At 56.1% G+C, this 25148-nt stretch carries 21 protein-coding genes; 7 read left to right on the top strand and 14 right to left on the bottom strand.

Annotated elements, in window-relative coordinates; genetic code table 11:
• From ribE to nrdR, 3 genes are all read right to left on the bottom strand, one after another.
• Complete coding sequence (ribE, locus tag K5Y33_RS00720; protein ID WP_007887008.1) at positions 1 to 471, bottom strand: 6,7-dimethyl-8-ribityllumazine synthase; 471 nt, start codon at positions 469 to 471, stop codon at positions 1 to 3.
• Between the two features lie 90 nt (positions 472 to 561).
• On the bottom strand, positions 562 to 1665 hold the full coding sequence (gene ribD, locus K5Y33_RS00715; protein ID WP_222233085.1) for a bifunctional diaminohydroxyphosphoribosylaminopyrimidine deaminase/5-amino-6-(5-phosphoribosylamino)uracil reductase RibD: 1104 nt from the start codon (positions 1663 to 1665) through the stop codon (positions 562 to 564).
• 3 nt (positions 1666 to 1668) lie between these two features.
• Complete coding sequence (gene nrdR / locus K5Y33_RS00710; protein WP_008103978.1) at positions 1669 to 2118, bottom strand: transcriptional regulator NrdR; 450 nt, start codon at positions 2116 to 2118, stop codon at positions 1669 to 1671.
• A gap of 205 nt (positions 2119 to 2323) precedes the next feature.
• On the opposite strand from nrdR, the gene lysM reads away from it, so the two are divergent.
• On the top strand, positions 2324 to 2764 hold the full coding sequence (gene lysM / locus K5Y33_RS00705; protein WP_222233084.1) for a peptidoglycan-binding protein LysM: 441 nt from the start codon (positions 2324 to 2326) through the stop codon (positions 2762 to 2764).
• A gap of 14 nt (positions 2765 to 2778) precedes the next feature.
• Positions 2779 to 3339 carry a DUF3251 domain-containing protein gene (locus K5Y33_RS00700; RefSeq protein WP_222233083.1) on the top strand — a complete coding sequence of 187 codons (561 nt, stop codon included), beginning with the start codon at positions 2779 to 2781 and terminating at the stop codon, positions 3337 to 3339.
• A gap of 58 nt (positions 3340 to 3397) precedes the next feature.
• Here K5Y33_RS00700 and secF read toward each other — a convergent pair whose 3' ends face one another.
• From secF to queA, 5 genes are read right to left on the bottom strand one after another with little or no spacing between them, the layout of a single operon-like run.
• Positions 3398 to 4366, bottom strand: a complete 969-nt coding sequence (gene secF / locus K5Y33_RS00695; RefSeq protein WP_101762444.1) for a protein translocase subunit SecF — start codon at positions 4364 to 4366, stop codon at positions 3398 to 3400.
• A 10-nt stretch (positions 4367 to 4376) separates the two neighbouring features.
• Positions 4377 to 6224 (bottom strand): protein translocase subunit SecD, encoded by a 1848-nt coding sequence (gene secD, locus K5Y33_RS00690; RefSeq protein ID WP_101762445.1) that lies wholly within the window; start codon positions 6222 to 6224, stop codon positions 4377 to 4379.
• 25 nt (positions 6225 to 6249) lie between these two features.
• Complete coding sequence (gene yajC, locus K5Y33_RS00685) at positions 6250 to 6582, bottom strand: preprotein translocase subunit YajC (protein WP_008103990.1); 333 nt, start codon at positions 6580 to 6582, stop codon at positions 6250 to 6252.
• A gap of 24 nt (positions 6583 to 6606) precedes the next feature.
• Positions 6607 to 7731: a tRNA guanosine(34) transglycosylase Tgt gene (tgt, locus tag K5Y33_RS00680; protein WP_061717469.1), complete on the bottom strand. Its 1125-nt coding sequence runs from the start codon at positions 7729 to 7731 to the stop codon at positions 6607 to 6609.
• 34 nt (positions 7732 to 7765) lie between these two features.
• Complete coding sequence (gene queA / locus K5Y33_RS00675; RefSeq protein ID WP_210081249.1) at positions 7766 to 8836, bottom strand: tRNA preQ1(34) S-adenosylmethionine ribosyltransferase-isomerase QueA; 1071 nt, start codon at positions 8834 to 8836, stop codon at positions 7766 to 7768.
• 183 nt (positions 8837 to 9019) lie between these two features.
• On the opposite strand from queA, the gene K5Y33_RS00670 reads away from it, so the two are divergent.
• From K5Y33_RS00670 to K5Y33_RS00660, 3 genes are all read left to right on the top strand, one after another.
• Positions 9020 to 9601 (top strand): ACP phosphodiesterase, encoded by a 582-nt coding sequence (locus K5Y33_RS00670; RefSeq protein ID WP_222233082.1) that lies wholly within the window; start codon positions 9020 to 9022, stop codon positions 9599 to 9601.
• Positions 9602 to 9693: 92 nt separating this feature from the next.
• Positions 9694 to 10944 (top strand): mechanosensitive ion channel family protein, encoded by a 1251-nt coding sequence (locus K5Y33_RS00665; RefSeq protein WP_222233081.1) that lies wholly within the window; start codon positions 9694 to 9696, stop codon positions 10942 to 10944.
• Between the two features lie 190 nt (positions 10945 to 11134).
• Complete coding sequence (locus tag K5Y33_RS00660) at positions 11135 to 11944, top strand: inositol monophosphatase (RefSeq protein WP_101762449.1); 810 nt, start codon at positions 11135 to 11137, stop codon at positions 11942 to 11944.
• 334 nt (positions 11945 to 12278) lie between these two features.
• On the opposite strand, the gene proY is transcribed toward K5Y33_RS00660, so the two are convergent.
• The 6 genes from proY to phoB form a co-directional block, all read right to left on the bottom strand.
• A complete protein-coding gene (gene proY, locus K5Y33_RS00655) occupies positions 12279 to 13634 on the bottom strand; it encodes a proline-specific permease ProY (protein ID WP_101762450.1) in 1356 nt (451 codons plus the stop codon).
• Positions 13635 to 13701: 67 nt separating this feature from the next.
• On the bottom strand, positions 13702 to 15021 hold the full coding sequence (gene brnQ, locus K5Y33_RS00650; protein ID WP_101762451.1) for a branched-chain amino acid transporter carrier protein BrnQ: 1320 nt from the start codon (positions 15019 to 15021) through the stop codon (positions 13702 to 13704).
• Positions 15022 to 15423: 402 nt separating this feature from the next.
• The gene (locus K5Y33_RS00645) at positions 15424 to 16527 is read right to left on the bottom strand and encodes a cobalamin-independent methionine synthase II family protein (RefSeq protein WP_222233080.1); all 1104 of its coding nucleotides are present in this window, start codon (positions 16525 to 16527) and stop codon (positions 15424 to 15426) included.
• Positions 16528 to 16693: 166 nt separating this feature from the next.
• Positions 16694 to 17620, bottom strand: coding sequence for a PstS family phosphate ABC transporter substrate-binding protein (locus K5Y33_RS00640; RefSeq protein ID WP_222233079.1), 927 nt, complete (start codon positions 17618 to 17620; stop codon positions 16694 to 16696).
• 373 nt (positions 17621 to 17993) lie between these two features.
• Complete coding sequence (gene phoR / locus K5Y33_RS00635; RefSeq protein ID WP_222233078.1) at positions 17994 to 19304, bottom strand: phosphate regulon sensor histidine kinase PhoR; 1311 nt, start codon at positions 19302 to 19304, stop codon at positions 17994 to 17996.
• A 20-nt stretch (positions 19305 to 19324) separates the two neighbouring features.
• Complete coding sequence (phoB, locus tag K5Y33_RS00630; protein ID WP_007887040.1) at positions 19325 to 20014, bottom strand: phosphate response regulator transcription factor PhoB; 690 nt, start codon at positions 20012 to 20014, stop codon at positions 19325 to 19327.
• A gap of 197 nt (positions 20015 to 20211) precedes the next feature.
• On the opposite strand from phoB, the gene sbcD reads away from it, so the two are divergent.
• Both sbcD and K5Y33_RS00620 read left to right on the top strand, forming a co-directional pair.
• On the top strand, positions 20212 to 21429 hold the full coding sequence (sbcD, locus tag K5Y33_RS00625; RefSeq protein WP_110867760.1) for an exonuclease subunit SbcD: 1218 nt from the start codon (positions 20212 to 20214) through the stop codon (positions 21427 to 21429).
• Positions 21426 to 25109: an AAA family ATPase gene (locus K5Y33_RS00620; RefSeq protein ID WP_222233077.1), complete on the top strand. Its 3684-nt coding sequence runs from the start codon at positions 21426 to 21428 to the stop codon at positions 25107 to 25109. The genes sbcD and K5Y33_RS00620 overlap by 4 nt, the downstream gene beginning before the upstream one ends.
• Positions 25110 to 25148 lie beyond the last annotated feature (39 nt).

Below are 25148 nucleotides of genomic sequence, written 5' to 3'. Positions count from 1 at the left end.
TCAGGCTTTGATGGCTTTCAATACGTTGATCATTTCGAGTGCAGTCAGGGCCGCTTCGGCACCTTTATTACCTGCTTTCGTGCCGGCGCGTTCAATCGCCTGCTCGATATTTTCAGTGGTCAACACGCCGAAGGTCACCGGGATTTCGCTGGTCATCGCGACGTGCGCAATGCCCGAGCTGGCTTCACCGGCCACATATTCGAAATGTGCGGTGCCGCCACGGATGACAGTGCCCAACGCAACAATGGCGTCGTGCTTACCGGCTTTCGCCAGTGCGCGTGCTGCCAGCGGCAGTTCGTATGCACCTGGAACCCAGACAACGGTGATGTTATCTGCTTTCACCTGGCCGATGCGCTTAAGTGCGTCAATCGCGCCGTCCAGCAGGCTGTCATTAATGAAGTTGTTAAAACGCGCAATTACGATGGCAATGTTTGCATCAGGCGTGGCAACAGGAGCTTCGATAACTTTCATACATATCCTTTGGGTTGTTTTATGGCCCCGCAGAAGGGGGCGGATTCTATCATACTCTTTGGCGACGCGCTCAGGCTTTTCCGCGCGCTTTCAGCGCGGCGTCAGCGTCAGGCGCAGGTCATCGCCAACCAAGCGCACATCGCTAAAATTCAGGGCCGGCGCATCGGCCAGCTGTTCCAGTCCGGGCAGCGTGCACAGGCCGCGTGCGGCATTCCCTAACAGCTTTGGCGCCATGTAAACAATCAGCTCATCCACCAGGCCCGCTTGCAGCAAAGCACCCGCTAATCCGGCACCCGCTTCCACCCACACGCTGTTGATCTGGCGCTGGCCGAGCAACATCATCATCGCGACCAAATCAAGCTGTTCACCACGCTGGGGCACCGCAATCTGGGTCACGCTGGCAGGCCACGCGTGTTGATCGGGCTCGCTGCGCATCAGCCAGGTTTCGCCTGGCTGGTCAATCAGTCGGTGCTGCGGCGTGACGCGCTGTTGGCTATCAATCACCACGCGCACCGGCTGACGCAGCTGGCTTTCATCAAGCTGCGCACGCACCTCTTCATTCAATTCCCTCCAGCGTACCGTGAGCGACGGATTGTCAGCCAACACCGTGGCGCTGGTGCTAAGAATAGCTGAACTCTGGGCGCGTAAACGTTGCACATCGCGCCTTGCGGCCGCGGATGTGATCCACTGACTTTCGCCACTCGCCATGGCGGTGCGGCCATCAAGGGATGCGCCGAGTTTCAGCTGGATCCACGGGAATCCGGTCCGCATACGTTTGAGAAAACCCCGGTTCAGCGCTTCCGCTTCGTTCATCATCAGGCCATGACTGACGTCGATGCCCGCCTGCTGTAAACGGTAGAGTCCACGTCCTGCCACCTGCGGATTGGGATCCTGCATCGCGGCGACCACGCGCGTCACGCCTGCGGCAATCAGCGCATCGCAGCATGGCGGCGTGCGTCCATGGTGGCTACAAGGTTCCAGCGTGACATACGCGGTTGCGCCAGCAGCTCGTTCGCCCGCCATACGCAGCGCATGCACTTCGGCATGCGGTTCGCCGGCGCGCTGATGCCAGCCTTCGCCGACAATCTCGCCCTCGCGCACAATCACGCAGCCGACGTTGGGGTTAGGTGTGGTGGTAAAGCGTCCGCGCCGCGCCAGTTCCAGCGCGCGCGCCATATAGCGTTCGTCAGTCATGGATTAGTCCTGTAGGCGGGCGATCTCTTCACCAAAATCGCGAATATCTTCGAAGCTGCGATAGACCGAGGCAAAGCGAATGTAGGCCACTTTATCGAGCTTTTTCAGCTCATCCATCACCAGATTGCCGATCAGTGCGCTTGGCACTTCGCGTTCACCGGTGGCACGCAGCTGAGTTTTAATATGATTGACCGCGCTTTCAACCGCATCGGCGCTGACGGGGCGTTTTTCCAGCGCCTTAATCATGCCGCTGCTGAGCTTGTCTTCATTGAAGGGTTCACGCACATCGTTGCTTTTTACCACGCGCGGCATCACCAACTCTGCCACTTCAAAGGTGGTAAAACGCTCATGACACACCAGACACTGACGACGGCGACGCACCGACGATCCTTCACTAACCAGACGAGAATCAATCACTTTGGTGTCCACAGCGGAGCAGAATGGGCAATGCATGAGGCTTCCTGATGCGAGATAAATAGGCCACACAGTGTAGCGCGATCGCGCCACAAAATGTATGTGTGTGGCACATAATGTGTGAATCCCCGTTTGTGACGTTAAGCCAAATGCAAGACATCACCTACATGACCTCAGGCAAAAAACCACTACGCTTAAAGAGCCGCCAGCAAGGCGGCCAACATCATAAAAATCTGGAGGATGTATGGGTCTGTTTGATTTCGTGAAAGATGCTGGAGAAAAACTGTGGGATGCCGTCAGCGGCGGCGGCGACGATGCCAGCAAGAAATTGCAGGATCACATCAACAAACTCGGTTTGCCCGACAGCGATAAGGTCAAGGTGGATGTCAAAGGCGATACCGTTACTGTGACTGGTGATGGCATCTCTCAGGAGTTAAAAGAGAAGATTCTGGTGGCCGCCGGTAACGTCGCGGGCATCACCAAGGTGGATGACAAGGTCACCGCCAGCGATGCCGCTACGCCTGCTAAATTCTACACCGTGAAAAAAGGCGATACCTTGAGTGCAGTATCGAAAGAGGTCTACGGAAATCCTAATCAATACAACAAGATTTTCGAGGCGAACAAGCCAATGCTGATGCATCCTGATAAGATCTACCCTGGCCAGGTTTTACGAATTCCCGAATAAAGAAAGGACATTGCATGACGATCAGGACGTTTTGGGCTCCGGCAGCACTCTCTTTGCTGGTTCTCAGTGGTTGCAGTTCAACGCCGGTTTCACCGCAGGTCAAAGAGTTGCATCAGGAAGTGAGTCAGCTTAATCAGCAGATGCGCAAGCTGACCAATCAGGCAACGGCGCTGGAGATTCAGGGACAGCTGAACAGCCAATCCACCCAGGGCGCGTGGCTATTGCCGCAAGCCAATACGCCGGTGGAGTTACAGACGCAGCTAGGTAAATTGCGTTTGTCACTCTCGCAGGTGGCGGGTGAAGCCAGCGGCAGTCGCGCCAATCTGAATATCCGCTCGACCGATGATCAGCCGATTCCGGCACTGCACGCGACCGTGGTATGGGGCGAAATGGATCCGGCCAGCGGCAAACCGCTTAACGCGGGCAGCCTGAGCCAGACCATCGAGGTTCCTGCACAGTTAATGCCGCGTAGTTCCGTTAGCGTGCCGCTGCGACTCAGCGGGTTAACCCCGGAGCAACTCGGCTACGTGCGCGTGCACGATGTTGAGCCTCCAGCGGCGAAAACCACGCCCTGATCGACAGGCATAAAAAAACGGGCTGCCAATGGCAGCCCGTTTACTTTCTGACTCCGCGTTAGGGCAGAATCGAAGGCTGATCTGCGCCCTCTTTTTCCACTTTCTGCACCAGCATATGTTCACGCTTCATGCCGAGTTTCAGCGCCAGCGCTGAAGAGACATAAATCGATGAAATGGTACCGATGGTGACACCGATCAGCATGGTCAGTGAGAAGCCTTTCAGCAACGCACCACCAAACACGAACAGGATCATGATCATCGCCAGCGTAGTGATGGAGGTGATCAAGGTACGGCTCAGCGTCTGGGTCAGCGACACGTTAGTGATGTCGTAAGAAGAACCGCGGCGAATCTTGCGGAAGTTCTCACGAATACGGTCGGATACCACGATCTTATCGTTAAGCGAGTAACCAATGACCGACATCAATGAAGCGACAATCGTCAGGTCGATTTCGACGTGCGCCAGCGACAAAATGCCACAGGTGATGATCACATCGTGCGCCAGCGCCAGAACGGTGCCGAGCGCTAAACGCCACTCAAAGCGGAAGCCGATGTAGATCAAAATCGCAATCAGCGCTGACAGCAGCGCCATCGCACCGGCCTGCGCCAGATCGCTACCCACGCTTGGGCCAACGAATTCGATACGTTTTACGGTAGCGTTCTGCTGCGTGGTCTGGCTAATGGAAGCCAGCACTTTATTGCCCAGTTCGGTGCCGGCATTGCCGGTGGCCGGAGGCATACGCACCATCACATCACGGCTGCTACCAAAGTTCTGCACCAGCGGCTCTTCAAAGCCCGCTTTCACCAAACCTTCACGCAGCGCGTCGAGATCCGCCGGTTTTTCCAGGTTAATCTCAATCACCGTTCCGCCGGTAAAGTCGAGGCCCCAGTTGAAGCCTCGCACACCGACAATGACGATAGATGCCACAATCAGCAGACCGGAGATGATGAAAGCCAGCTTATCCCAGCGCATAAAGTCGACGACTTTACGACCGTGGTTTAGCTGCTCAATACTATATTCCTGTGCCACAACGCACTCCTCAGATAGACAGCTTGTTGATGCGTTTGCCGCCGTACACCAGGTTAACGATGGCACGGGTGCCGACGATAGCGGTAAACATTGAGGTTGCGATACCGATAGCCGTAGTAATCGCAAAGCCTTTGATTGAACCGGTACCGACCGCATAAAGAATGATCACTTTGATAAGCGTAGTGACGTTGGCATCGACGATACTGGAGAAGGCGCCTTTATAGCCTTCATGAATCGCCTGCTGTACCGATCGTCCGTTACGCAACTCTTCTTTAATACGTTCGTTAATCAACACGTTAGCATCGACCGCTACCGCCAGCGTCAGTACGATACCGGCAATACCCGGCATGGTGAGCGTCGCGCCTGGCAGCAGTGACATGATGCCGACAATCAGCACCAGGTTACACAGCAGCGCGCTGGTAGCGATAAGACCAAACTTCTTGTAGAACACCACCATGAACAGGATCGAGGCAATCAAACCCCACAGGCAGGCTTCGAGGCCTTGTGTGATGTTCTGCTGACCCATGGTTGGGCCGATAGTACGCTCTTCTACAATCTGGATTGGCGCAATCAACGCACCTGCACGCAGCAGCAGCGACAGCTGACGTGCTTCGTTTGCATTATTGATACCGGTGATACGGAAGCTGTTACCGAGGCGCGACTGAATGTTCGCCACGTTAATCACTTCTTCCTGTTTCACCAGAATCGACCGGCCGTTGGCATCTTTCTTACCGCTGTCTTTGTACTCCACAAACAGGGTCGCCATCGGCTTACCGATGTTGTCCTTGGTGAAGTTGGACATCATGTTGCCGCCCGCGCCATCCAGTGAAATGTTCACCTGCGGCTGGTTGTACTCATCCATGCTCGACGTGGAATCGGTGATGTGATCACCGGTCAGAATCACACGCTTGTACAGCACCACTGGCTGCCCGTCGCGGGTTTTCTTCACTTCCGAATCGCCTGGCACACGGCCGCTGGCCGCTGCGGTTGGATCCACGCTGGTGTTCACCAGACGGAATTCCAGCGTGGCAGTTGCGCCCAGAATCTCTTTGGCGCGCGCGGTGTCCTGAATACCCGGCAGTTCCACCACGATGCGGTCAGAACCCTGACGCTGCACCAGCGGTTCGGCAACGCCGAGCTGGTTCACACGGTTACGCAGAATGGTGATGTTTTGCTGCACCGCATATTCACGCGCTTCGCTCAGGCGCGCATCGCTCATCACCGCACGCAGCGCATCGCTGCCCTGGCTTGAGATCACCAGATCGCGGTGGCGAGTAGACAAGTAGCTGATTGCCGCATCACGGCTGGCGCCGTCACGGAAACGCACTTCTACGCCATAGTTCGCGATTTTATTAACGGTGGTATACGGAATGCTTTTGTCGCGCAGATCGCTGCGCAGGCTGTCGGCGTTCTGCTCTTGCAGTTTGCCCAGAGCCGTATCCATATCCACTTCCATCAGGAAGTGAACGCCGCCGCGCAGATCAAGACCGAGTTTCATCGGTTCCGCGGACAGCATGCTCAACCAGCGAGGCGTTGCCGGCGCAAGGTTAAGGGCCACAATGTAGTCTTCGCCCAGCGCGCTGGTGAGTGCATCACGCGCGCGCAGCTGTCCATCCTGCGTTGCAAAGCGGGCCAGAATGGCACCATTTTCCAGAGCGAGGGATTTGCTCTCGATATTGTCTTGTTTTAATACGGTCTGGATCTGATCCAACGTTTGCTCACTGGCGGCGCCACCGCGCGCACCAGTGATCTGAACGGCCGGATCCTCACCATAAAGGTTAGGAAGCGCATAGAGCAGGCCGACGAGAATCACGACGACCAGCATGATGTACTTCCACAAAGGATAACGGTTTAACACGGCAGTTCCCTTCGGGAAGAAAAAATTACAGCGCCTTCAAAGTACCTTTCGGCAGAACGGCGGCCACGAAATCACGTTTAACAACTACTTCAGTGGTGTCGTTCAGGGCAATAGAAACATAGCCAGTTTCTGCCACTTTGGTCACACGGCCAACTAAACCACCGCTGGTCAGCACTTCATCACCTTTAGAGATGGAATCCATCAGTTTCTTGTGATCTTTAGTACGCTTCTGCTGTGGACGCAGAATCATGAAGTAGAAGATCAGACCAAAGACCACCAGCATGATCACCAGAGAATACGGACTTCCCTGAGACGGTGCGCCTGCTGCGGCTACGGCGTCAGAAATGAAAAAGCTCATTAAATTTCCCTCATTGATGAATTATCAGACGTTCAGCGGAGGAACCGCCTTCCCCGTCCGTTGGTAAAACTCGCTAACAAAGTGCTCTAATTTACCCTCTTCGATAGCCTTACGTAAACCGGCCATCAAACGCTGGTAATAGCGCAGATTGTGAATCGTATTCAGGCGTGCGCCCAGTATTTCGTTACAGCGATCAAGATGATGCAAGTAGGCGCGGCTATAATTGCGACAGGTGTAACAATCACACTCTGCATCCAGCGTTGCGGTGTCATCTTTATACCGGGCATTACGAATTTTCACCACGCCATCGGTAACAAACAGATGACCATTGCGCGCATTGCGCGTTGGCATAACGCAGTCAAACATATCGATACCGCGGCGAACGCCTTCCACCAGATCTTCTGGCTTGCCGACGCCCATCAAATAACGCGGTTTGTCTTGCGGAATTTGCGGACAGACGTGCTCCAGGATTCGGTGCATGTCCTCTTTAGGTTCACCCACCGCCAGGCCGCCCACAGCGTACCCATCAAAGCCAATCTCTACCAGACCTTTAACCGAGACATCTCGTAAATCTTCGTAAACACCACCCTGAATAATGCCAAATAATGCATTTTTATTGCCGAGTGAATCGAAGCGATCGCGGCTGCGTTGTGCCCAGCGCAACGACATCTCCATCGAACGTTTGGCGTAATCCCAATCCGCCGGATATGGCGTACATTCGTCGAAGATCATCACCACGTCAGAACCGAGATCGAACTGAATTTCCATCGACTTTTCCGGATCGAGGAAAATCGGATCGCCGTTGATCGGGTTACGGAAGTGCACGCCCGCTTCGGTGATCTTACGGATATCGCCAAGGCTGAACACCTGGAAGCCGCCGGAATCGGTAAGGATCGGTCCTTGCCAGTTCATGAAATCGTGCAGGTCGCCGTGCAGTTTCATGATCTCCTGACCTGGGCGCAGCCACAGGTGGAAGGTGTTGCCGAGCAGGATCTGCGCGCCGGTCTCTTTCACTTCTTCCGGCGTCATGCCTTTCACCGTGCCGTAAGTGCCCACGGGCATAAATGCTGGGGTTTCAACAACGCCACGATCAAAGACCAGACGGCCACGGCGCGCGCGCCCGTCGGTAGTATCTAATTCAAATTTCACATTAACCTCTGATCAGAGAAACAGTCTGATTCAATTATGCGCCGACGCTTTCGTCAGGCGCTTGTGGATTACGGGTGATGTACATCGCATCCCCGTAGCTAAAGAAACGGTACTGCTCTGCCACCGCGCTGTGATAAGCCGCCATGGTGTGCTGATAACCAGCAAAGGCCGAAACCAGCATAATCAGGGTCGATTCCGGCAGATGGAAGTTGGTGATCAGCGCATCGATCACCTGATAGTGATAGCCGGGATAGATGAAAATTTGGGTGTCATCGAAGAAGGGTGCGATCAGCGCGTCCTGGCTGGCCTTCGCGGCGCTCTCCAGCGAACGCACCGAGGTGGTGCCCACGGCGACCACTTTGTTGCCGCGTGCTTTACACGCCAGCACCGCATCCACCACATCCTGCGGCACTTCCGCGTATTCGGCATGCATAATGTGATCTTCGATGGTTTCAACGCGCACCGGCTGGAAAGTCCCGGCACCGACGTGCAGCGTGACAAACGCCATCTCGACACCTTTGGCTTTCAGCGCTTCCAGCAGCGGCTCGTCAAAGTGCAAACCGGCGGTAGGTGCGGCGACGGCGCCGGGACGCACGCCGTACACGGTCTGGTACAGCTCACGGTCAGCATCTTCATCCGGACGATCAATATACGGCGGCAGCGGCATATGGCCGACGCTGTTAAGAATATCCAGCACCGCGCGATCGTCTTCGAAGGCGATCTCAAACAGTGTGTCATGGCGCGCCACCATCGTGGCTTTGACACTTTCGTCATCGCCCAGCAGCAGCGCTGCGCCCGGCTTGGGCGCTTTGGAGGCGCGCACGTGCGCCAGCACGCGCTTATCGTCCAGCATGCGCTCAACCAGCATCTCGATTTTGCCGCCGCTGGCTTTACGCCCAAAGACGCGCGCCGGAATCACGCGGGTGTTGTTGAACACCAGCAGATCGCCCGGATTGAGCTTATCCATCACGTCTGTAAATACGCCGTGACTTAACGCGCCGCTTGGACCATCCAGCGACAGCAAGCGGCAACCGCTTCGCTGCGCCTGCGGATAGTGGGCGATTAAGGATTCTGGCAACTCAAAGGTAAAATCGGCTACGCGCATGCTTCACTTCTTCAGGACTTAAAATCAGGCGGCATAGTCTAGCGGAAAAGCGGCAAATTCTGAACAACTGGCTGCGCTTCTGTGATTCTGCGAATACACAAAATAATTCGAGGTGCAGGCAGGCGGCAAACGAGAGCAGCCCACGCACCTGTAACTTGAAGTATGACGTGTATATAATGCGCCATGAACTTTCTCGCTCACCTTCACCTGGCGCAGCTGGCTAACAGCTCTCTGCTGGGCAATCTCATGGCCGATTTCGTACGCGGCAACGTGCAATCACAATGGCCTGCATCGGTGGTGGATGGCATTGCCATGCATCGTCGCCTCGACGTCCTGACCGATAACCTGCCCGAAGTGCGGATTGCGCGTGCGCTGTTTCGTCCGGAAACGCGCCGCGTGGCCCCCATCACGCTCGACGTGATTTGGGACCACTTCCTCGCGCTGCACTGGGATAAATTCCACCCAACGCAGTCGCTGGTGGCATTTACCGCGGCGGCTGAACAAAACATCGTGCCGCAGCTGGCGGGCACGCCGGAAGGTTTCATCGAGTTGAACGCGGTGATGTGGCGCGAACGCTGGTTTGAGCACTATGCCGAACCAACGCGGCTGGCACGCGTGCTCAACGGCATGGCGCATCGCCGTCCGCGCTTAGCCGCGCTGCGCGACTCCTATCAGGATTTTGTTGATCACTACGAGCAACTTGAGCCGCTGTTCTTCCAGTTTTATCCGCGCTTAATGGCCGCCGCGCGCGCGCAGGAATTGTAATATTAGGTAATTCAAGACCCGTCTGTTGGACGGGAAATTTCCCATCACCTACCCTGCGTGACCTTAATCTTCGTCACACTCAGGGAAATCTCATGCAGCATCTTATTGCCAACCGGCTCGCAGAAGCCGGTCTTAGCTACACGCACATCCTGGCATTGGGGATAGTGATTGCCATTATCTTTGCCATCTCACTGCTTACTCACGCCATTCTGCACCGCGCTATCTTGCCGCTGCTGCGTCGATACACCGAGAAAAGTAGCCGTCAGTGGCCAAAAGCGCTGATTAACAGTCGCCTGTTTAGCCGCAGCGTCTGGCTGATGCAAGGTGTGCTATTCAAATTACAGACTGAACTCTTCCTGCACGACAGTGCTCAGATCTATGCAGCGCTGCTGATTTTCGCCCAGCTGTGGATGATGGTCTTCGCCCTGCTGATGTTGTTCTCCTTGCTGGATTTACTGCAGCAGCTCAGCGCGAACAGCATGCTGGCGCAGCAATTACCGCTGCGCGGTATTATCCAGAGCGTGAAATTGATCGCCGCCATTTTAATGGTAATCATGATTATTTCGCTGCTGTTGGGTAAATCGCCCGGCGTATTGATCACCGGACTCGGTGCCATGACCGCGGTGCTGATGCTGGTATTTAAAGATCCAATTCTGGGTCTGGTGGCCGGTATTCAGTTAGCGGCCAATAATATGCTGAAAATGAATGACTGGCTGGAAATGCCGAAATATGGCGCGGACGGCGCGGTCATCGATATTTCTTTAACCACGGTAAAAGTGCGCAACTGGGATAACACCATTGTTACCATTCCCGCTTACGCCTTAATTTCCGACTCCTTTAAAAACTGGCGCGGTATGTCGGAATCCGGTGGGCGTCGCATTAAGCGCAGCATTCATATTGATACCACCAGTATTGGCTTCCTTGATGATGCCATGATGCAGCAGCTGAAAAGTGCGCATCTGCTGGCACCGTATCTGGATAGCAAAAGCGAAGAAGTGGCCGCATGGAATGCGCAACTGGGCTGTGATTTAGATTCGCCACTCAACGGTCGCCGCCTGACGAATATCGGTACCTTCCGCGTCTGGCTGCAGAGCTGGCTGGAGCAGCATCCGCGTATTCATCAAGAGATGACGTTAATGGTGCGGCAGTTAGCGCCAGGTGAAAACGGTTTGCCGCTGGAAGTGTATGTGTTCACCAACACCACGGTGTGGAAAGAGTACGAGAATATTCAAGCGGATATCTTTGACCATATTTACGCAGTGCTACCTACTTTTGGTCTGCGCGTCCATCAATCGCCAACCGGTAATGACATGCGTCAAATTGGCGTAAGAACCCGCCACTAAGGCTTCATCCCGTATTACCCGCCAGTAAGAAGAAAAATTTCACTGGCGGGCTTTTCCCCCTCTTGTCACGCGCAGCCATCTGCGGCTTAATGAAGCCTTTCTTAACTTTTGTTAACTTCGTCACACAGCCAATACGTCATTTTTGGCGTCTGTTGTTGCTTCGCCAGCTTGAAAATCATAAGAGGGAAAGATGTCATCAGCTTCGCTTACCGAACTCGACGCACGTTATCATTTCGCCTGTGATGTTGCCAAAACCGCCGCCAGCCGGGCTTTATCCTGGTATCAGCAACGTCATCAATTAGTGGTTGAGCATAAGAAAGATCTGCAGGATGTGGTCAGCGAAGCCGATCGCAACGTTGAGGCATTGGTCAAGCATCTGATCCACGAACGCTTTCCTGACGATGCGGTGTTGGGTGAAGAGAGCGGCGGCAATACTGCTGGCGCACGCTTTATCTGGGTGCTCGATCCGATTGATGGCACCAGCAGCTTTCTTAACGGCTTGCACAACTGGTGCGTATCGCTGGCGATCGTTTGTGAAAACGAAGCGGTGATTGGTGTGGTGTGCGATCCCAATCATCATGAAACCTTTCACGCCTGCCGCGGCAAAGGTGCATGGGTTAATGATAAGCGCATTCAGGCGCACAGCGCGCAGCAGCTCGATCAGGGATTGCTTGGTCTGAGCAGCTCCAACAGCCAACCGATTGAACCGCTGACCACTTTTATCAGCGCATTACTGGCGCAGGGCGGCATGTTTATCCGCAATGGCTCGGGGGCGTTGATGAGCGCATGGGCGGCGGCCGGTCGCTTAATTGGTTACTACGAAGCGCATATGAATCCGTGGGATGGCTTGCCGGGCATTGTGCTGATGCGCGAAGCGGGCGGCATTACCAACGATTATCTGGCTAATCACGGCTTGCAGAACGGCAATCCGGTGCTGCTGGCTAATGCGGTGATTTATCCGCAGCTGAAAGCGCTGCTGCCTGGGCATTTATCGTTATAATTTCCGTAATCGGTTAAGTTCGTTAATTTATGCGAACTTAACCTTCATGCAAAATTACTTAAGCGCGCTGTAAGTAATATTCTATTCCGAAGTGAGAATTTTCTCTTTTTTTCTTAAACATCCCGGCATCAATAAAAATACGATATGCTGCGCAAGTCAAACATCCCTTAGTAATACTTATTTTCTCCTTTTTTGTTGTTCTTTTTCGGCGCCAGGATGCGCCGAGATATTTTTCGGCATTTTATTATTTCGGAATGGCGTGATTATTTTTTAATATTATTTTTAATCGTCATCGATAAAAAAGGTCGCCATCAATGACGACCTTACAATATCATCAGCTTTTACGCTTTTTCACTAGCGGCCACGCCAGTAATAGCAGCGCAATCCACGCAAAACCAACGTACAGCGACACGCGCGTATCCGGGAAGTAACCAATCAGCCCAATAATGAAGGCCAGGAACAGCACGCCGAACCATGCGGTAGCGCTACCGCCCGGCATGGCAAAATCCAGCTTACCGGCTTGCTCTTTGCCAATCTTGCGGCGGAAGGCGATCTGCGACAGCAGAATCATGATCCACACCCAAACGGTAGCGAAGGTCGCCAGCGAGGCGATCACCAGGAACACTTTCTCTGGCATCAGGTAGTTGAGATACACCGCAATCAGCATCGCCAGCATCATCACCAAAACGGTCACCCACGGAATTCCGCGATTCGAAACCTTCTGGAATACCTTCGGTGCGTGGCCCTGTTGCGCCATGCCGTGCAGCATACGCCCCACGCCAAACACATCGCTGTTAATCGCCGACAGCGACGCCGTCAGCACCACGAAGTTAAGAATTGATGCCGCCGCCGCAATACCCAAATGCTGGAAGGTCAGCACGAACGGACTGCCAGAAGTGCCCACCTGATTCCATGGATAAATCGACATGATGACGAACAGCGTACCAACGTAGAACACCAGAATACGCATCGGTACGGAGTTGATGGCGCGTGGAATCGAGGTCTTCGGATCTTCCGCTTCACCGGCAGTAATCCCGATAATCTCAATGCCGCCGTAGGCAAACATCACCATCTGCAGTGACAGCAGCATGCCGACAATGCCGTGCGCGAAGAAGCCGCCGTTGGTCCACAGATTGTGAATGCCGGTCGGCTGGCCGCCGTTGCCGATGCCCCAGAAAATCATGCCGAAGCCGGCGAGAATCATGATGATGATGGTGGCGACTTTGAAAAAGGAGAACCAGAACTCCACTTCGCCAAAGACTTTCACGCTCATCAGGTTGATGGCGCCGATAATCAGCACCACGCTCAGCACCCAAATCCAGTGCGGCACATCGGGGAACCACACGCCCATGTAGATACCAAAAGCCGTTACGTCGGCAATCGCCACAATCAGGATTTCAAAACAGTAGGTCCAGCCGGTGATGTATCCGGCCAGCGGGCCGAGATAATCCTGCGCATAGCGCGAAAATGAGCTGGCCTGCGGATTGTTGACCGACATTTCCCCCAACGCACGCATGATGATGTACGCCACCGCACCGCCGATGATGTACGCCAGCAGCACGCTTGGACCCGCCATTTTGATAGCATCTGCCGAGCCGTAAAACAGCCCGGTGCCAATCGCCGATCCCAGCGCCATAAAGCGAATGTGGCGCGTGCTCAGTCCGCGTTTGAGCTTATTGGTTTCTTGCATAACACTCAGTACCTTGAAAATGAAAAACCACGGGCAAGCCCGTGGTTGGAATTAACAGCAATGTCGCTTACTGATGAACCGCGACCTGCTCACGTCCTTTTGCCCGATCAACTACCGCGGCAATCACCAGCATCGCCAGCGATGGCGGCAACCAGGAAAGTCCCTGATCGGCCAGCGGCAGATGCTGACTGAACAGCGGCAACACATCTTTGAAGCTGGTGGTTTTGATGGCATCAACGATACCGAACAGCAGGCTTACCAGCATGGTCGGCGCGATAATACGCGAACTTTTGTTCCAGAACTTCAGCGTGAAGCTCAGCACCACCAGCACGATGCATGGCGGATAAATCGCCGTCAGCACCGGAATCGAAATCTGAATCAGATGGCTCAGACCGAGATTCGACACCACCATCGAGAACAGACCCAGAATAAATACCAGCGTTTTATACGACAGCGGAACATATTGCGCAAAGAATTCTGCACAGGCGCAGGTCAGGCCCACCGCCGTTACCATGCAGGCGACGAAGATCAGTGCCGCAAGGAAGAAGCTGCCCATGCCGCCGAAAGTCTGCTGCACATAAGCATGCAGAATTTCAGCACCGTTCGCGCTTTGCGCCACTAATGCGCCGCTATCGTTACCGAGTTTGAACAGCGTCAGGTAAATCAGCGTCAAACCGATACCGGCGATGATGCCCGCCAGCATGGTGTAGCGCGTCAGCAGTTTGGCATCTTCAACACCGCGTGAGCGCGCCGCATTGACGATGACGATACCGAACACCAGCGCTCCCAGCGTATCCATGGTCAGATAACCATTAACGAAACCGCTGGAGAAGGCGGCACGCTGATACTCTTCGGTGCCCGGCGAAACGCCACCGGCCGGCCAGATCAGCACGGCAACGCCGAGCACAATCAGCGCCAGAATTTTCAGCGGAGCGAGGAAATGGCCGACGGTATCCAGCAGTTTGCCCGGATACAATGAGATGCCAATCACCAGCGCGAAGTAAATCAGGCTGTAAATGAACAGCGGCAGCGTGCCGTCGCCGGTCAGCGGTGCAATACCTACGGCAAAGGAAACGGTGGCGGTACGCGGCGTGGCAAACAGCGGGCCAACAGCCAGGTAACACACGGTCGCCAGCAGCAAGCCTGCGGCTTTACCAATCGGCGAGCTCAGCGCATCAATGCCGCCGCCCACACGCGCCAGCGCGATGACGGTGATCACCGGTAAGCCAACAGCCGTAATCAGGAAGCCGAAAGCCGCAATCCAAACGTGTTCGCCAGACTGAATCCCCACCATCGGTGGGAAGATGATATTTCCTGCGCCAACGAACAGGGCAAACGTCATGAAGCCCAGCGCCAGGATATCCTTGGAGGTTAAACGATGTGTCATAAACTTCTGTACTGCCTGTAGCTGATGTTGCGGTGGAAGTTGAGTTCGTGTTGTCCTCTGGATGCGCTAAAACAAGGGCTTATCAGGCAAGACCAGCGTGTTATGCGGGACTAATCGTTAAAGCGCAGGTGATTTAATCTACTTTTCTTCTGTTCGCAGAGGGATAAATCGACAACGGCGCAAATTAGAACGTTTATAGCGAAGAAAGGCAATACAGGATCGAAAAACCAGAAGGATATAACAAGATAGTGGGAGAAAGCAGTGAATCACGGTGGAATAGCGGTAAAACACCTCAGATGATTTGCTAAATGTTTCCTCGATGCGAGAGATCTCTTTGCATAAATCAGCCTGCAGATGCACAAAAGGCGCGATTTACGCGCCTGTTTGGCTAACTTTACAGCATTACCAGACTGTTCTTGCTATATCGACCACCAGACGAATCTTCTGCCACTGCTGCTCTTCGCTCAGGCTGTTGCCCTCTTCGGTTGAGGCAAAGCCACACTGCGGGCTGAGGCAGATTTGATCAAGGCTCACGAACTGTGACGCTTCCTGCAAACGCGCTTTCACCTGCTGCGCATCCTCCAGCTCGCCGGTTTTGGTGGTGATCAAACCCAGCACCACTTGCTGATGACCCGGCTTGAGGAAGCGCAGCGGCTCAAAACCACCTGAACGTTCGTTGTCATACTCAAGGTAGAAAGCATCGATATTCACGCCGCCAAACAGCACTTCGGCGACCGGCTCATAGCCACCTTCGGAAATCCAGGTTGAGCGGAAGTTGCCGCGACAAACATGCAGCCCAACGGTCAGATCCTCTGGCTTACCTTCCAGTGCAGTATTCAGCACTTCAGCATAGATGCGCGCCAGTTCCTGTGGATCTTCACCACGCTCGCGGATCTGCTGCTGCTGTTCGGTTGAGCACAGATAGGCCCACACCGTGTCATCCAGCTGCAGATAACGGCAGCCAGCCGCATAAAACGCTTTGATGGCGTCTTTGTAGGTCTGCGCCAGATCGGCGAAGTACTCTTTCAGGTCGGGATACACCGTGGCATCGATCACCTTACGGCCACCGCGGAAGTGCAGCACGCTTGGGCTGGGAATGGTCATCTTGGCAACCGCATCGCCCGCCACGCTTTGCAGGAAGCGGAAGTGATCCAGCATCGGGTGTTGAGGATTAAAGGCCACTTTACCGGTGACTTTCACGCCGTGCGCTTTGGTCTGCACGCCGTTGAACTGAATGCCCTGCTCCGCTTCGAACAGCTCGACGCCGTGCAAATCGCCAAAGAAATCGAAGTGCCACCAAGCGCGACGGAATTCACCATCGGTAACGATCTGCAGGCCGTTGGCACGCTGCTGCTCCACAACATGGCGGATTTCGCGATCTTCAACCTGACGCAGTTGATCAGCGTTGATTTTGCCATTGGCAAACTGCACACGCGCCTGCTTGATGGCTGCGGGACGCAGAAAACTGCCGACGGTATCGGCGCGGAACGGGTTATGACGTGGCATTTTATCTCCTGGCTGAGCGCATAGTTGCGTCAGGGTATAATTTCGCTGGGTTATTTCAGCCATCTGGACGGCTATATGTCCACAAAGAATGCCACGCTGTTACCCTTTCGGCAACGGAAGAAAATTCAGCTTACATGAAACTATTTCATGTTCAGATGCACGTTCTTCAATTTCCCTCAATTGCCGCTCGCGCTTGCGCCATCTGGCTATCTGACAACGGCAGATAACCCGCTTCGCTCACCCGACGCTGACCTTGTGGCGATAACACCTGATGCAGAAAGGCATTCACCAGCGGCGGCAGCGGTTTGCCGGGTGCTTTGTTGACGTAGATATAAAGCGGGCGCGACCACGGATAGCGGCCGCTGCGAATCGATTCGGCATCCGGCATCACGCTGTCGCCGTTCGCTGTGACCACCGGTAGCATTTTCACGCCGCTGAGATGAAAGCCAAAACTGGCATAACCGATGCTGTTGGGCGTGGCGGCAACGGCTTGCACCACCGCCGCAGAGCCGGGGAATTCAGCGACATCAGCACGGAAATCACCTTTGCACAGCGCCTGCTGCTTAAAGAAGCCCCACGTTCCCGACGCCGAGTTGCGGCCATAGCGCTGGATGCTGCGCGTGGCCCACTGGCCTTCTCCCAGCCCGAGATCGCCCCAGCGCTGCGGCACTTGCTGCCCGCCGCACAGACGCGTGATGGAGAACAGCGCATCGAGTTGTTGCGGCGCGATGCGCGACAGCGGATTGTCCTGATTAACCACTACCACCAGCGCATCCATCGCCACCGGCACCGCCAGCGGCGGATAGCCGTAGCGCGCGGTAAAAAGTTGACGTTCGTCGATCTGCATCGGCCGGCTCATCGCGCCCAGCTGGGCAGCACCTGCCGCCAGCGCGGTCGGCGCAGTAGAAGATCCCGCCGCCTGCACCTGAACGTTGACGCCCGGCGACTGGAGGCTGAAATCCTCGCCCCATAATGTCATCAGATAACCCAGCGTATCCGATCCAACGCTGCTCAGATTGCCGGTTAGCATGGTTTGTTGGCCGTGTGCCAAAGCAGAGCAAAGCAGCAAGAGGGAGATCAACAGCGATTTCATTGGCGATTCCGCAATTCAGTAAGACGCCTATTCTGGAGCGGCGCGATTTATCGCGCAATACATTGCGTATGGGTTGTTATTGAGGCGGGAATTGGTCTCCATGAAGGCGTAATGCTTGTCAATTAAACCAACGACGAGTGCGCAGGCCGGTGTCACTTTTGGTCCGGCGGTCCTCGCGCATGGATGCGCGAGGCAGTTCGGGGTCGGCCAGGGAAGGCCGATCCGCGAACGGTCCGTCGGCACAACGTGGAAGCCGAAGGTACCGCGCTAGCGGCGTGAGGACGGCCCGTGACGCAGCAGATGTGTCAGCGCCCGCACCAAAAAGGCTTTATTAACTGACAAGTATGACGCCATGAATAGCGTTCCCATGACCTTAATTAACCTGCTCTTGCATCACGTTAGCCACAATCAAGCGTGGCGGCAGCAGGAAGCTGAAACAGGTTTCCTGATGCGGCACGCTGGTGATCTCCAGCCGCGCGTTGTGATGTCCCAACGCATGCTTCACGATCGCCAGCCCCAATCCGCTGCCGCCGGTGGCGCGCGAACGCGCTTTATCCACGCGATAGAAACGCTCGGTGAGGCGCGGCAGATGCTGCTCGCTAATGCCCGGCCCGTCATCACACACCTTAAACTGCGCGCCTTGTTTGGTGCGCAGCCAGCTGATGTCGATGCGCGTGCCATCGGGCGTGTGATTCACCGCGTTATAGACCAGATTGGAAATGGCGCTACGTAGCTGCTCATCATTGCCGAACACTTTCAGATGCGGATCGGTATGGAAATGGATGGTGTGACGTCCCTGACTCAGCGTTTCCGCTTCACGCTGCAACAGCATCAGCATGCCCGGCACATCCACCGTCTCTTTGAGATCGATGGCTGGCGCCGCTTCGATACGCGACAAGGTCAGCAACTGCTTCACCAGGCTGTCCATGCGGCGCGTCTGCTCTTGCATGGTATGCAACGCCTTGCTGCGCGTGCGCTCGTTCATCACCGAGTCGTCCATCATTTCCAGATAACCCTGCAATACCGTTAACGGCGTGCGCAGTTCATGACTGACGTTAGCAAAAAAGTTGCGTCGCGCGCCTTCCAGCTGGTGCATCTGGGTGACATCACGCGCCACCATCAGCCACTGACCTTCGCTGTAAGGCATCACGCGGAATTCCATATGACGCTGATTATTGAGGATCTGCGTCAGCGGCATGTCGAACTTGCGCTGGCGGATATAGCGGGAAAATTCAGGATAACGCAGCAAATTGAGGATGTTCTGGCCGTTATCTTCCGGCCAGCGCAAGCCAAGGTGCTGCTGCGCCAGGCCGTTGCACCAGAAAATAGTGCCCTCTTCGGTGGTCAGCACCACCGCATCCGGCAGCGATTCTGCCCCGCTGCGGAAACGTTTGATCAGATTGCCCAGCTCGCGGCGACGCCGCCGGTTGCGCAATTGCATCTGGTACAGGCCATAAAACAGCGGTTCCCAGCTGCCGCGTCCGGTGGGCGGCGTCATTGAACGATCGACCCACAGCCAGTGCGACAGACGCATCAGATTTCTGAAGTGCCAGAACATCACGCCGGTCACCGCAATCAGCAGCAGCCACGGCAGATATCCGAACAACAGACCCAACACCAGCGCAGGTAAACAGACCAGCGCCAGCTCGGTCAATAATCTCTTCCAGGAGAGTCGTTCCAGCACGGTAAACACTCCGTTTACGTTTAGTAGCGGGCAGAGAAACGATACCCTGTTCCGCGCACGGTTTGAACCATGCGATCGTGGCCGGTTAATTCCAGTGCTTTACGTAAACGGCGAATATGCACATCGACGGTGCGATCTTCGACATACACATTGGTGCCCCAAACATGGTTCAGCAGCTGTTCGCGGCTGTACACGCGTTCCGGGTGGGTCATAAAGAAGTGCAGCAGTTTGTACTCGGTCGGTCCCATCTCCAGCGGCGTGGTTTCCGACATCACACGATGTGAGGAAGGATCAAGGCTCAGGCCCTGCATCTCAATCACCTCTTCCACCGCCATCGGTGAAATACGGCGCATCACCGCTTTGATACGCGCCATCAGCTCTTTCGGTGAGAATGGCTTGGTGATGTAATCATCCGCGCCCACTTCCAGACCGCGCACGCGATCTTCCTCTTCACCGCGCGCCGTCAGCATCATCACCGGAATGTCGCGCGTCATGGCTTCACGCTTCAAATGCTTAATAAACTGAATCCCGCTGCCGCCGGGCAACATCCAGTCCAGCAGAATCAAATCAGGCCAGGGTTCGATCAGCTTACCAATCGCGCTGTCATAGTCTTCCGCCTCAATAGGCTGGTAATCATTCTGTTCCAGCACGAAACATAACATTTCACGGATGGGAGCTTCGTCTTCCACAACCAAAATGCGCTTAGCCATTGTAACTCCTGCTAGTGTGACACCGTGTCACTGGGATTTGCGGCGCCATTATGCGTCAGTTTTGTGACACTTTTATGAAAACACCGCCCTAAGATAGATAGATAAAAAACAGAAATGTCACAATAAAATTCTGCTTTTTTTCTTTGTGATCTTAAGTGGTTATAATTCGCCTTCGCTAAACAGAGCACGGAGCAAACATGCGCATCATTCACACCGCTGACTGGCATCTCGGTCAGTTCTTTTACAGCAAAAGTCGCGCGCGGGAACATCAGGCGTTTCTCGACTGGCTGCTGGATCAGATTGTGCAGCATCAGGTGGATGCGCTGATTATCGCCGGCGATCTGTTTGATACCGGTTCGCCGCCGAGCTACGCGCGTGAAATGTTTAACCGTTTTGTGGTGGCGCTGCAGCCAAGCGGCTGCCAATTGGTGGTGCTGGCGGGCAATCACGACTCGGTGGCGACGCTGAATGAATCGCGCGAGCTGCTGGCCTGCCTGAATACGCAGGTGATCACCAGCGCCACGCCGCAGGGCGAACAGCAGGTGTTAACCCTGAAGCAGCGCGATGGCGCGCCGGGCGCGCTGCTGTGCGCCATTCCTTATCTGCGTCCGCGCGACATTCTGCGTAGCCAGGCTGGCCAATCCGGCCGCGAAAAGCAGATCTCGCTGCTGGAGGCGATCGAGCAGCATTATCAGCACTGCTTTGCTGCCGCGCAGGCGCAGCGCGATGCGCAGGACGTTACGCTGCCGATCATCGCCACCGGTCATCTCACCACTGTTGGCGTGACTAAAAGCGATTCGGTGCGCGACATCTATATCGGTACGCTGGATGCCTTCCCGGCGCAGGCGTTTCCGCCCGCCGATTACATCGCGCTCGGTCACATCCATCGCGCCCAGCGCATCGCCAACAGCGAGCACATTCGTTACAGCGGTTCGCCGATTCCGCTCAGTTTTGATGAGCTTGGCCGCGAGAAAAGCGTCTTCCTGCTGGAATTCAGCACCACGCTCGATACCGTTACGCCGCTAACCATCCCGCACTTCCAGCCGATGCAGATGCTGAAAGGCTCGATGGCGGAGATTGAACATCAGCTGGCGCAGTTCAGCGCGAGCGCCAGCGAACAGCCAGTCTGGCTGGATATTGAGATCACCACGCAGGAATATCTCAGCGATCTGCAACGTCGCATTGAAGCGCTCACCGAAAATCTGCCGGTCGAAGTGCTGCTGGTGCGCCGCAGCCGCGAACAGCGGCAGCGCAGCCTCGAACGGCTGGAGAACGAAACCCTGAGCGAACTAAAAGTGGAAGACGTGTTTGCTCGCCGACTGGCGCAGGAAGATCAGCTGGATGCCGGGCAGGCCGAGCAGTTAACGCAGCTGTTCCGCACCCAGCTTGCCGCACTGGAGAATCCATCCGCATGAAAATTTTGACGCTACGTTTTAAAAACCTCAATGCGCTGCGCGGCGAATGGTTTATCGATTTCCGTCGTGAGCCCTTTGCCAGCAACGGCTTGTTTGCCATTACCGGCGCCACCGGGGCGGGCAAAACCACCTTACTCGATGCGATTTGCCTGGCGCTCTATCATCAGACGCCGCGCCTCGGCACGCTGTCGCAAACCCAGAACGAGCTGATCACCCGCGACACCGCCGAGTGTCTGGCGGAAGTGGAGTTTGAGATCAAAGGCGAAGCCTGGCGCGCCTTCTGGAGCCAGAACCGCGCGCGCGGCCAAGCCGACGGTAAGCTGCAGGCACCGCGCGTCGAGCTGGCGCGCGTCGCTGATAATCAGATCATCGCCGATAAAGTTGGCGACAAGCTAAAAGCGATTGAGACCCTGTCGGGGCTCGATTTTGCGCGCTTTACCCGCTCAATGATGCTGTCGCAGGGCCAGTTTGCCGCCTTCCTGAATGCCAAACCCGGCGAACGCGCCGAGCTGCTGGAAGAGCTGACCGGCACCGAAATCTACGGACAAATCTCGGTGCAGATCTACGAGCGCTGGCGCACCGCGCGCAGCGAGCTGGATACGCTGCGCGCCCGCGCCGGTGGCATGTCGCTGCTCGATGAAGCGCGCCGGGCAGAATTGACGCAGCAGCTGGCGGAACTTGGCGCGCAGGAGAAAATTCTCAGCGAACAGCTGACGCTGGCGCAGCATCAGCAGCAATGGCTGGTGCAGCAGCAACAGCTAACGCAAGAGCAGCAGCAGGCCGAACAGACGCTGCTTGCCGCGCAACAGGCCTGGCAGCAGGCGGATGACGATCGTCAGCGGCTGGCGCGCGCCGAACCGGCAGAAAAACTGCGCGAGAAGTTGCAGCAGCGCGAACAGTTGCAGGGCGATCTGCGCGTGCTGGAACAGCAATCGCAGCAGCTGCAGGCGCAACGGCAGCAAGCCAAAACCGCGCTGCAACAGGGCGAAAACCATTATCAGGCCGCGCAGCAGGCGCGCGAACAGGCGTTACAGCAACAGCAGCAGCTTGAAACGCTGCTCACCGAGCAGGTTATCCCGCTCGATCAACGCATTACCACCCTCGCGCAGCAGCTGGATGAACAGCAGCGATTGCATCTGCAGCAACAACAGGCGCTGCAATCCAGCCAAACCGCACTCAGCCAGCAACAGCAGGTAAGTGAACGTTTACAACAACAGCTGGCGCAGCAGCAGGAATTCCGCACCCGCGAAGCCGCTGTCGCCGATTGGGGCGCGGAATTAACGCGCTGGCAGGCGGAGATTGCCCGGCTGGATGAGCGCGAGCAGACGCTGACGCAGCTCATCGCACAGCACCAACAGCAGCGCAGCCAGCTGGAGCAGCATCAACAGGCGCAGGCTCAGCGTGAACAGGCGGCGCAACCGTTGCAGCAAGCCGAAGCGCAGGCCGCGCAGCAGCGCCTGCAAGCGGAGCAAGCACTGACTTCACTTGAAGCGGAGATCGGCAGCGCGCCACTGCGCGACGCCCTGACGCAGCATCAAACCCAACGCCCTGCGCGCCAGCAACTTAACCTGCTCGCCGCGCAGTGGCGCGCGCTGCAACCGCAGCGGTTGCAGCGTCAGCAGAAACTGGCGCAGCTCCAGCAGCAGCATCAGGACGCGGAACAGACGTTGCAGGCGCTGCGCGAGGAGTACAAACGGGAACATCAGGCGCTGCTCGATGTGCGCAAAATCTGCGAGCTGGAGCGCACCATCGCCCAGCTGGCCGACGAGCGCGCTAAACTGCAGCCGGATCAGCCCTGCCCGCTGTGCGGCTCGTGCCAGCATCCGGCGATTGCGCAATATCAGCAGCTTGAGCCCGGCGCCAATCAGCAGCGTTTAATCGCGCTGGAAACGCGCGTGGCGCAGCTAAAAGAGTCCGGCACCGCCAAAGGCGAGCAGCAGAAACTGTCGCTGCAACAGCAGCAGGCGTTGCAGCAGGAGATCAGCGATTACGATCAGCAACTGGCGACGGTGAACTCCCAATGGCAAGCGCTGAGCGGTGAGCTGGCACTTACCTGCACGCTGGAGCAGCAGGACAATTTTGCGCAGTGGCAACAGCAGCAGGATGCGCAGGAACAGCTGCAGCAACAGCAGCTGCAGACGCGGGAAAACGCCGCTCGTGCGCTGCAGCAGGCAAAGGATGCGCATCTGCAACAGCAGCAGCTGTGGCAGCAGCATCAGAATCAGCAGCAGCTGGCGCAGCAGCAGATCGCCAGCACGCAGCAGACGCTGGATGAAATCAGCCAGCGCGAGGCCAGCGAACGCAGCGCCATGCAGCAACTGGCGCAGCAGCTGGAACAGCAGCTGACGCAGCATCAGCTCGTCCTGCCAGATGTCGCTGAGCGGGAAAGCTGGCTGCGCACCTTACAACAACGCTGTATCGCATGGCAGGAAAATGAACGGTTACACGGCGAGTTACAGCCACAGCTGGCGAAAGCCGAAAGCGAGCGCAGCAGCCTGCAGCAGAATCTGGCGCGTGAACAGCAGCGGCTGGATGAGCTGCAGCAGACGCTCAGCACTTTGCAGCAGCAGCGCCAACAGCAGCAACAACAGCGTCAACAGCTGTTTGGCGATCGTCTGGTGGCAGAAGCCCGGCAGCAGCAGCATGCCGCGCTGCAACAGTGTGAACAGGCGCTGGCGCAGCAGCTTCAGCAGTGGCAACAGGCGCAAAGCTTGCTGCACGGCCTGAATGGCCAGTGCGAGCAGATCGCGGCGCAGCAAAACACCTTACGTGAGCGCGCTGCCGCCGCAGAAAGCGCCTTCCTCGCCGCGCTGCAACAGAGTGATTTTGACGATGAGCGCGCGCTGCGTGCCGCCCTGCTGGAGGAGCGCGAGGTGCAGCAGCTGCGCCAGCAGTTGCAAACGCTCGATCAGCAGCGCCAGCAGCAGCTCACCCTCAGCGAACAGCTTATGCAGCGCTGGACGGCGCATCAGCAGCAGCGGCCTTTGGAACTTAGCGACGAGATCGCCGCCACGATTCAGCAGCAGCTGGAACAGCTGCGCGTGACGTTACGTGACAATGCCCGTCAACAGGGCGAAGCGCAGCAGCAGTTACACAGCGATGCACAACAGCGTTTGCAGCAGCAATCGTTGCTGACGCAAATCGCCACCGATGAAGTGGAACTGGCGCAGCTGGGCCGTCTGAACGATCTGGTGGGTTCGGCCAAAGGCGATAAATTCCGCCGCTTCGCACAAGGTCTGACGCTCGATCATCTGGTGTGGCTGGCGAACCGTCAGCTCGATCGCCTGCACGGCCGCTATCTGCTGCAGCGCCGCATCAGTGAAGAGCTGGAGCTGGAAGTGGTTGATACCTGGCAAGCTGACGCCACGCGCGATACGCGCACGCTATCGGGCGGCGAGAGTTTTCTCGTCAGCCTGGCGCTGGCGTTAGCGCTGTCAGATTTGGTGAGTCATAAAACGCGCATCGAATCGCTGTTCCTCGACGAAGGCTTCGGCACGCTGGATGCCGAGACGCTGGATACCGCGCTGGATGCGCTCGATGCCCTCAACGCCAGCGGCAAAACCATCGGCGTGATCAGCCATGTCGAAGCGATGAAAGAGCGTATTCCGGTGCAGATCCGTGTCCGCAAGATGAATGGCCTGGGTTACAGCAAGCTGGAGCTGCCGGGCGATCTCGCTTAAAAACGCACAATTGGTAGCGGCGCGATAATTCGCGCCGCT

The organism is Pantoea sp. DY-17, assembly GCF_019795975.1.
GTDB lineage: Bacteria > Pseudomonadota > Gammaproteobacteria > Enterobacterales > Enterobacteriaceae > Pantoea > Pantoea leporis.
This window is presented reverse-complemented; position numbering and strand designations above follow the sequence as displayed.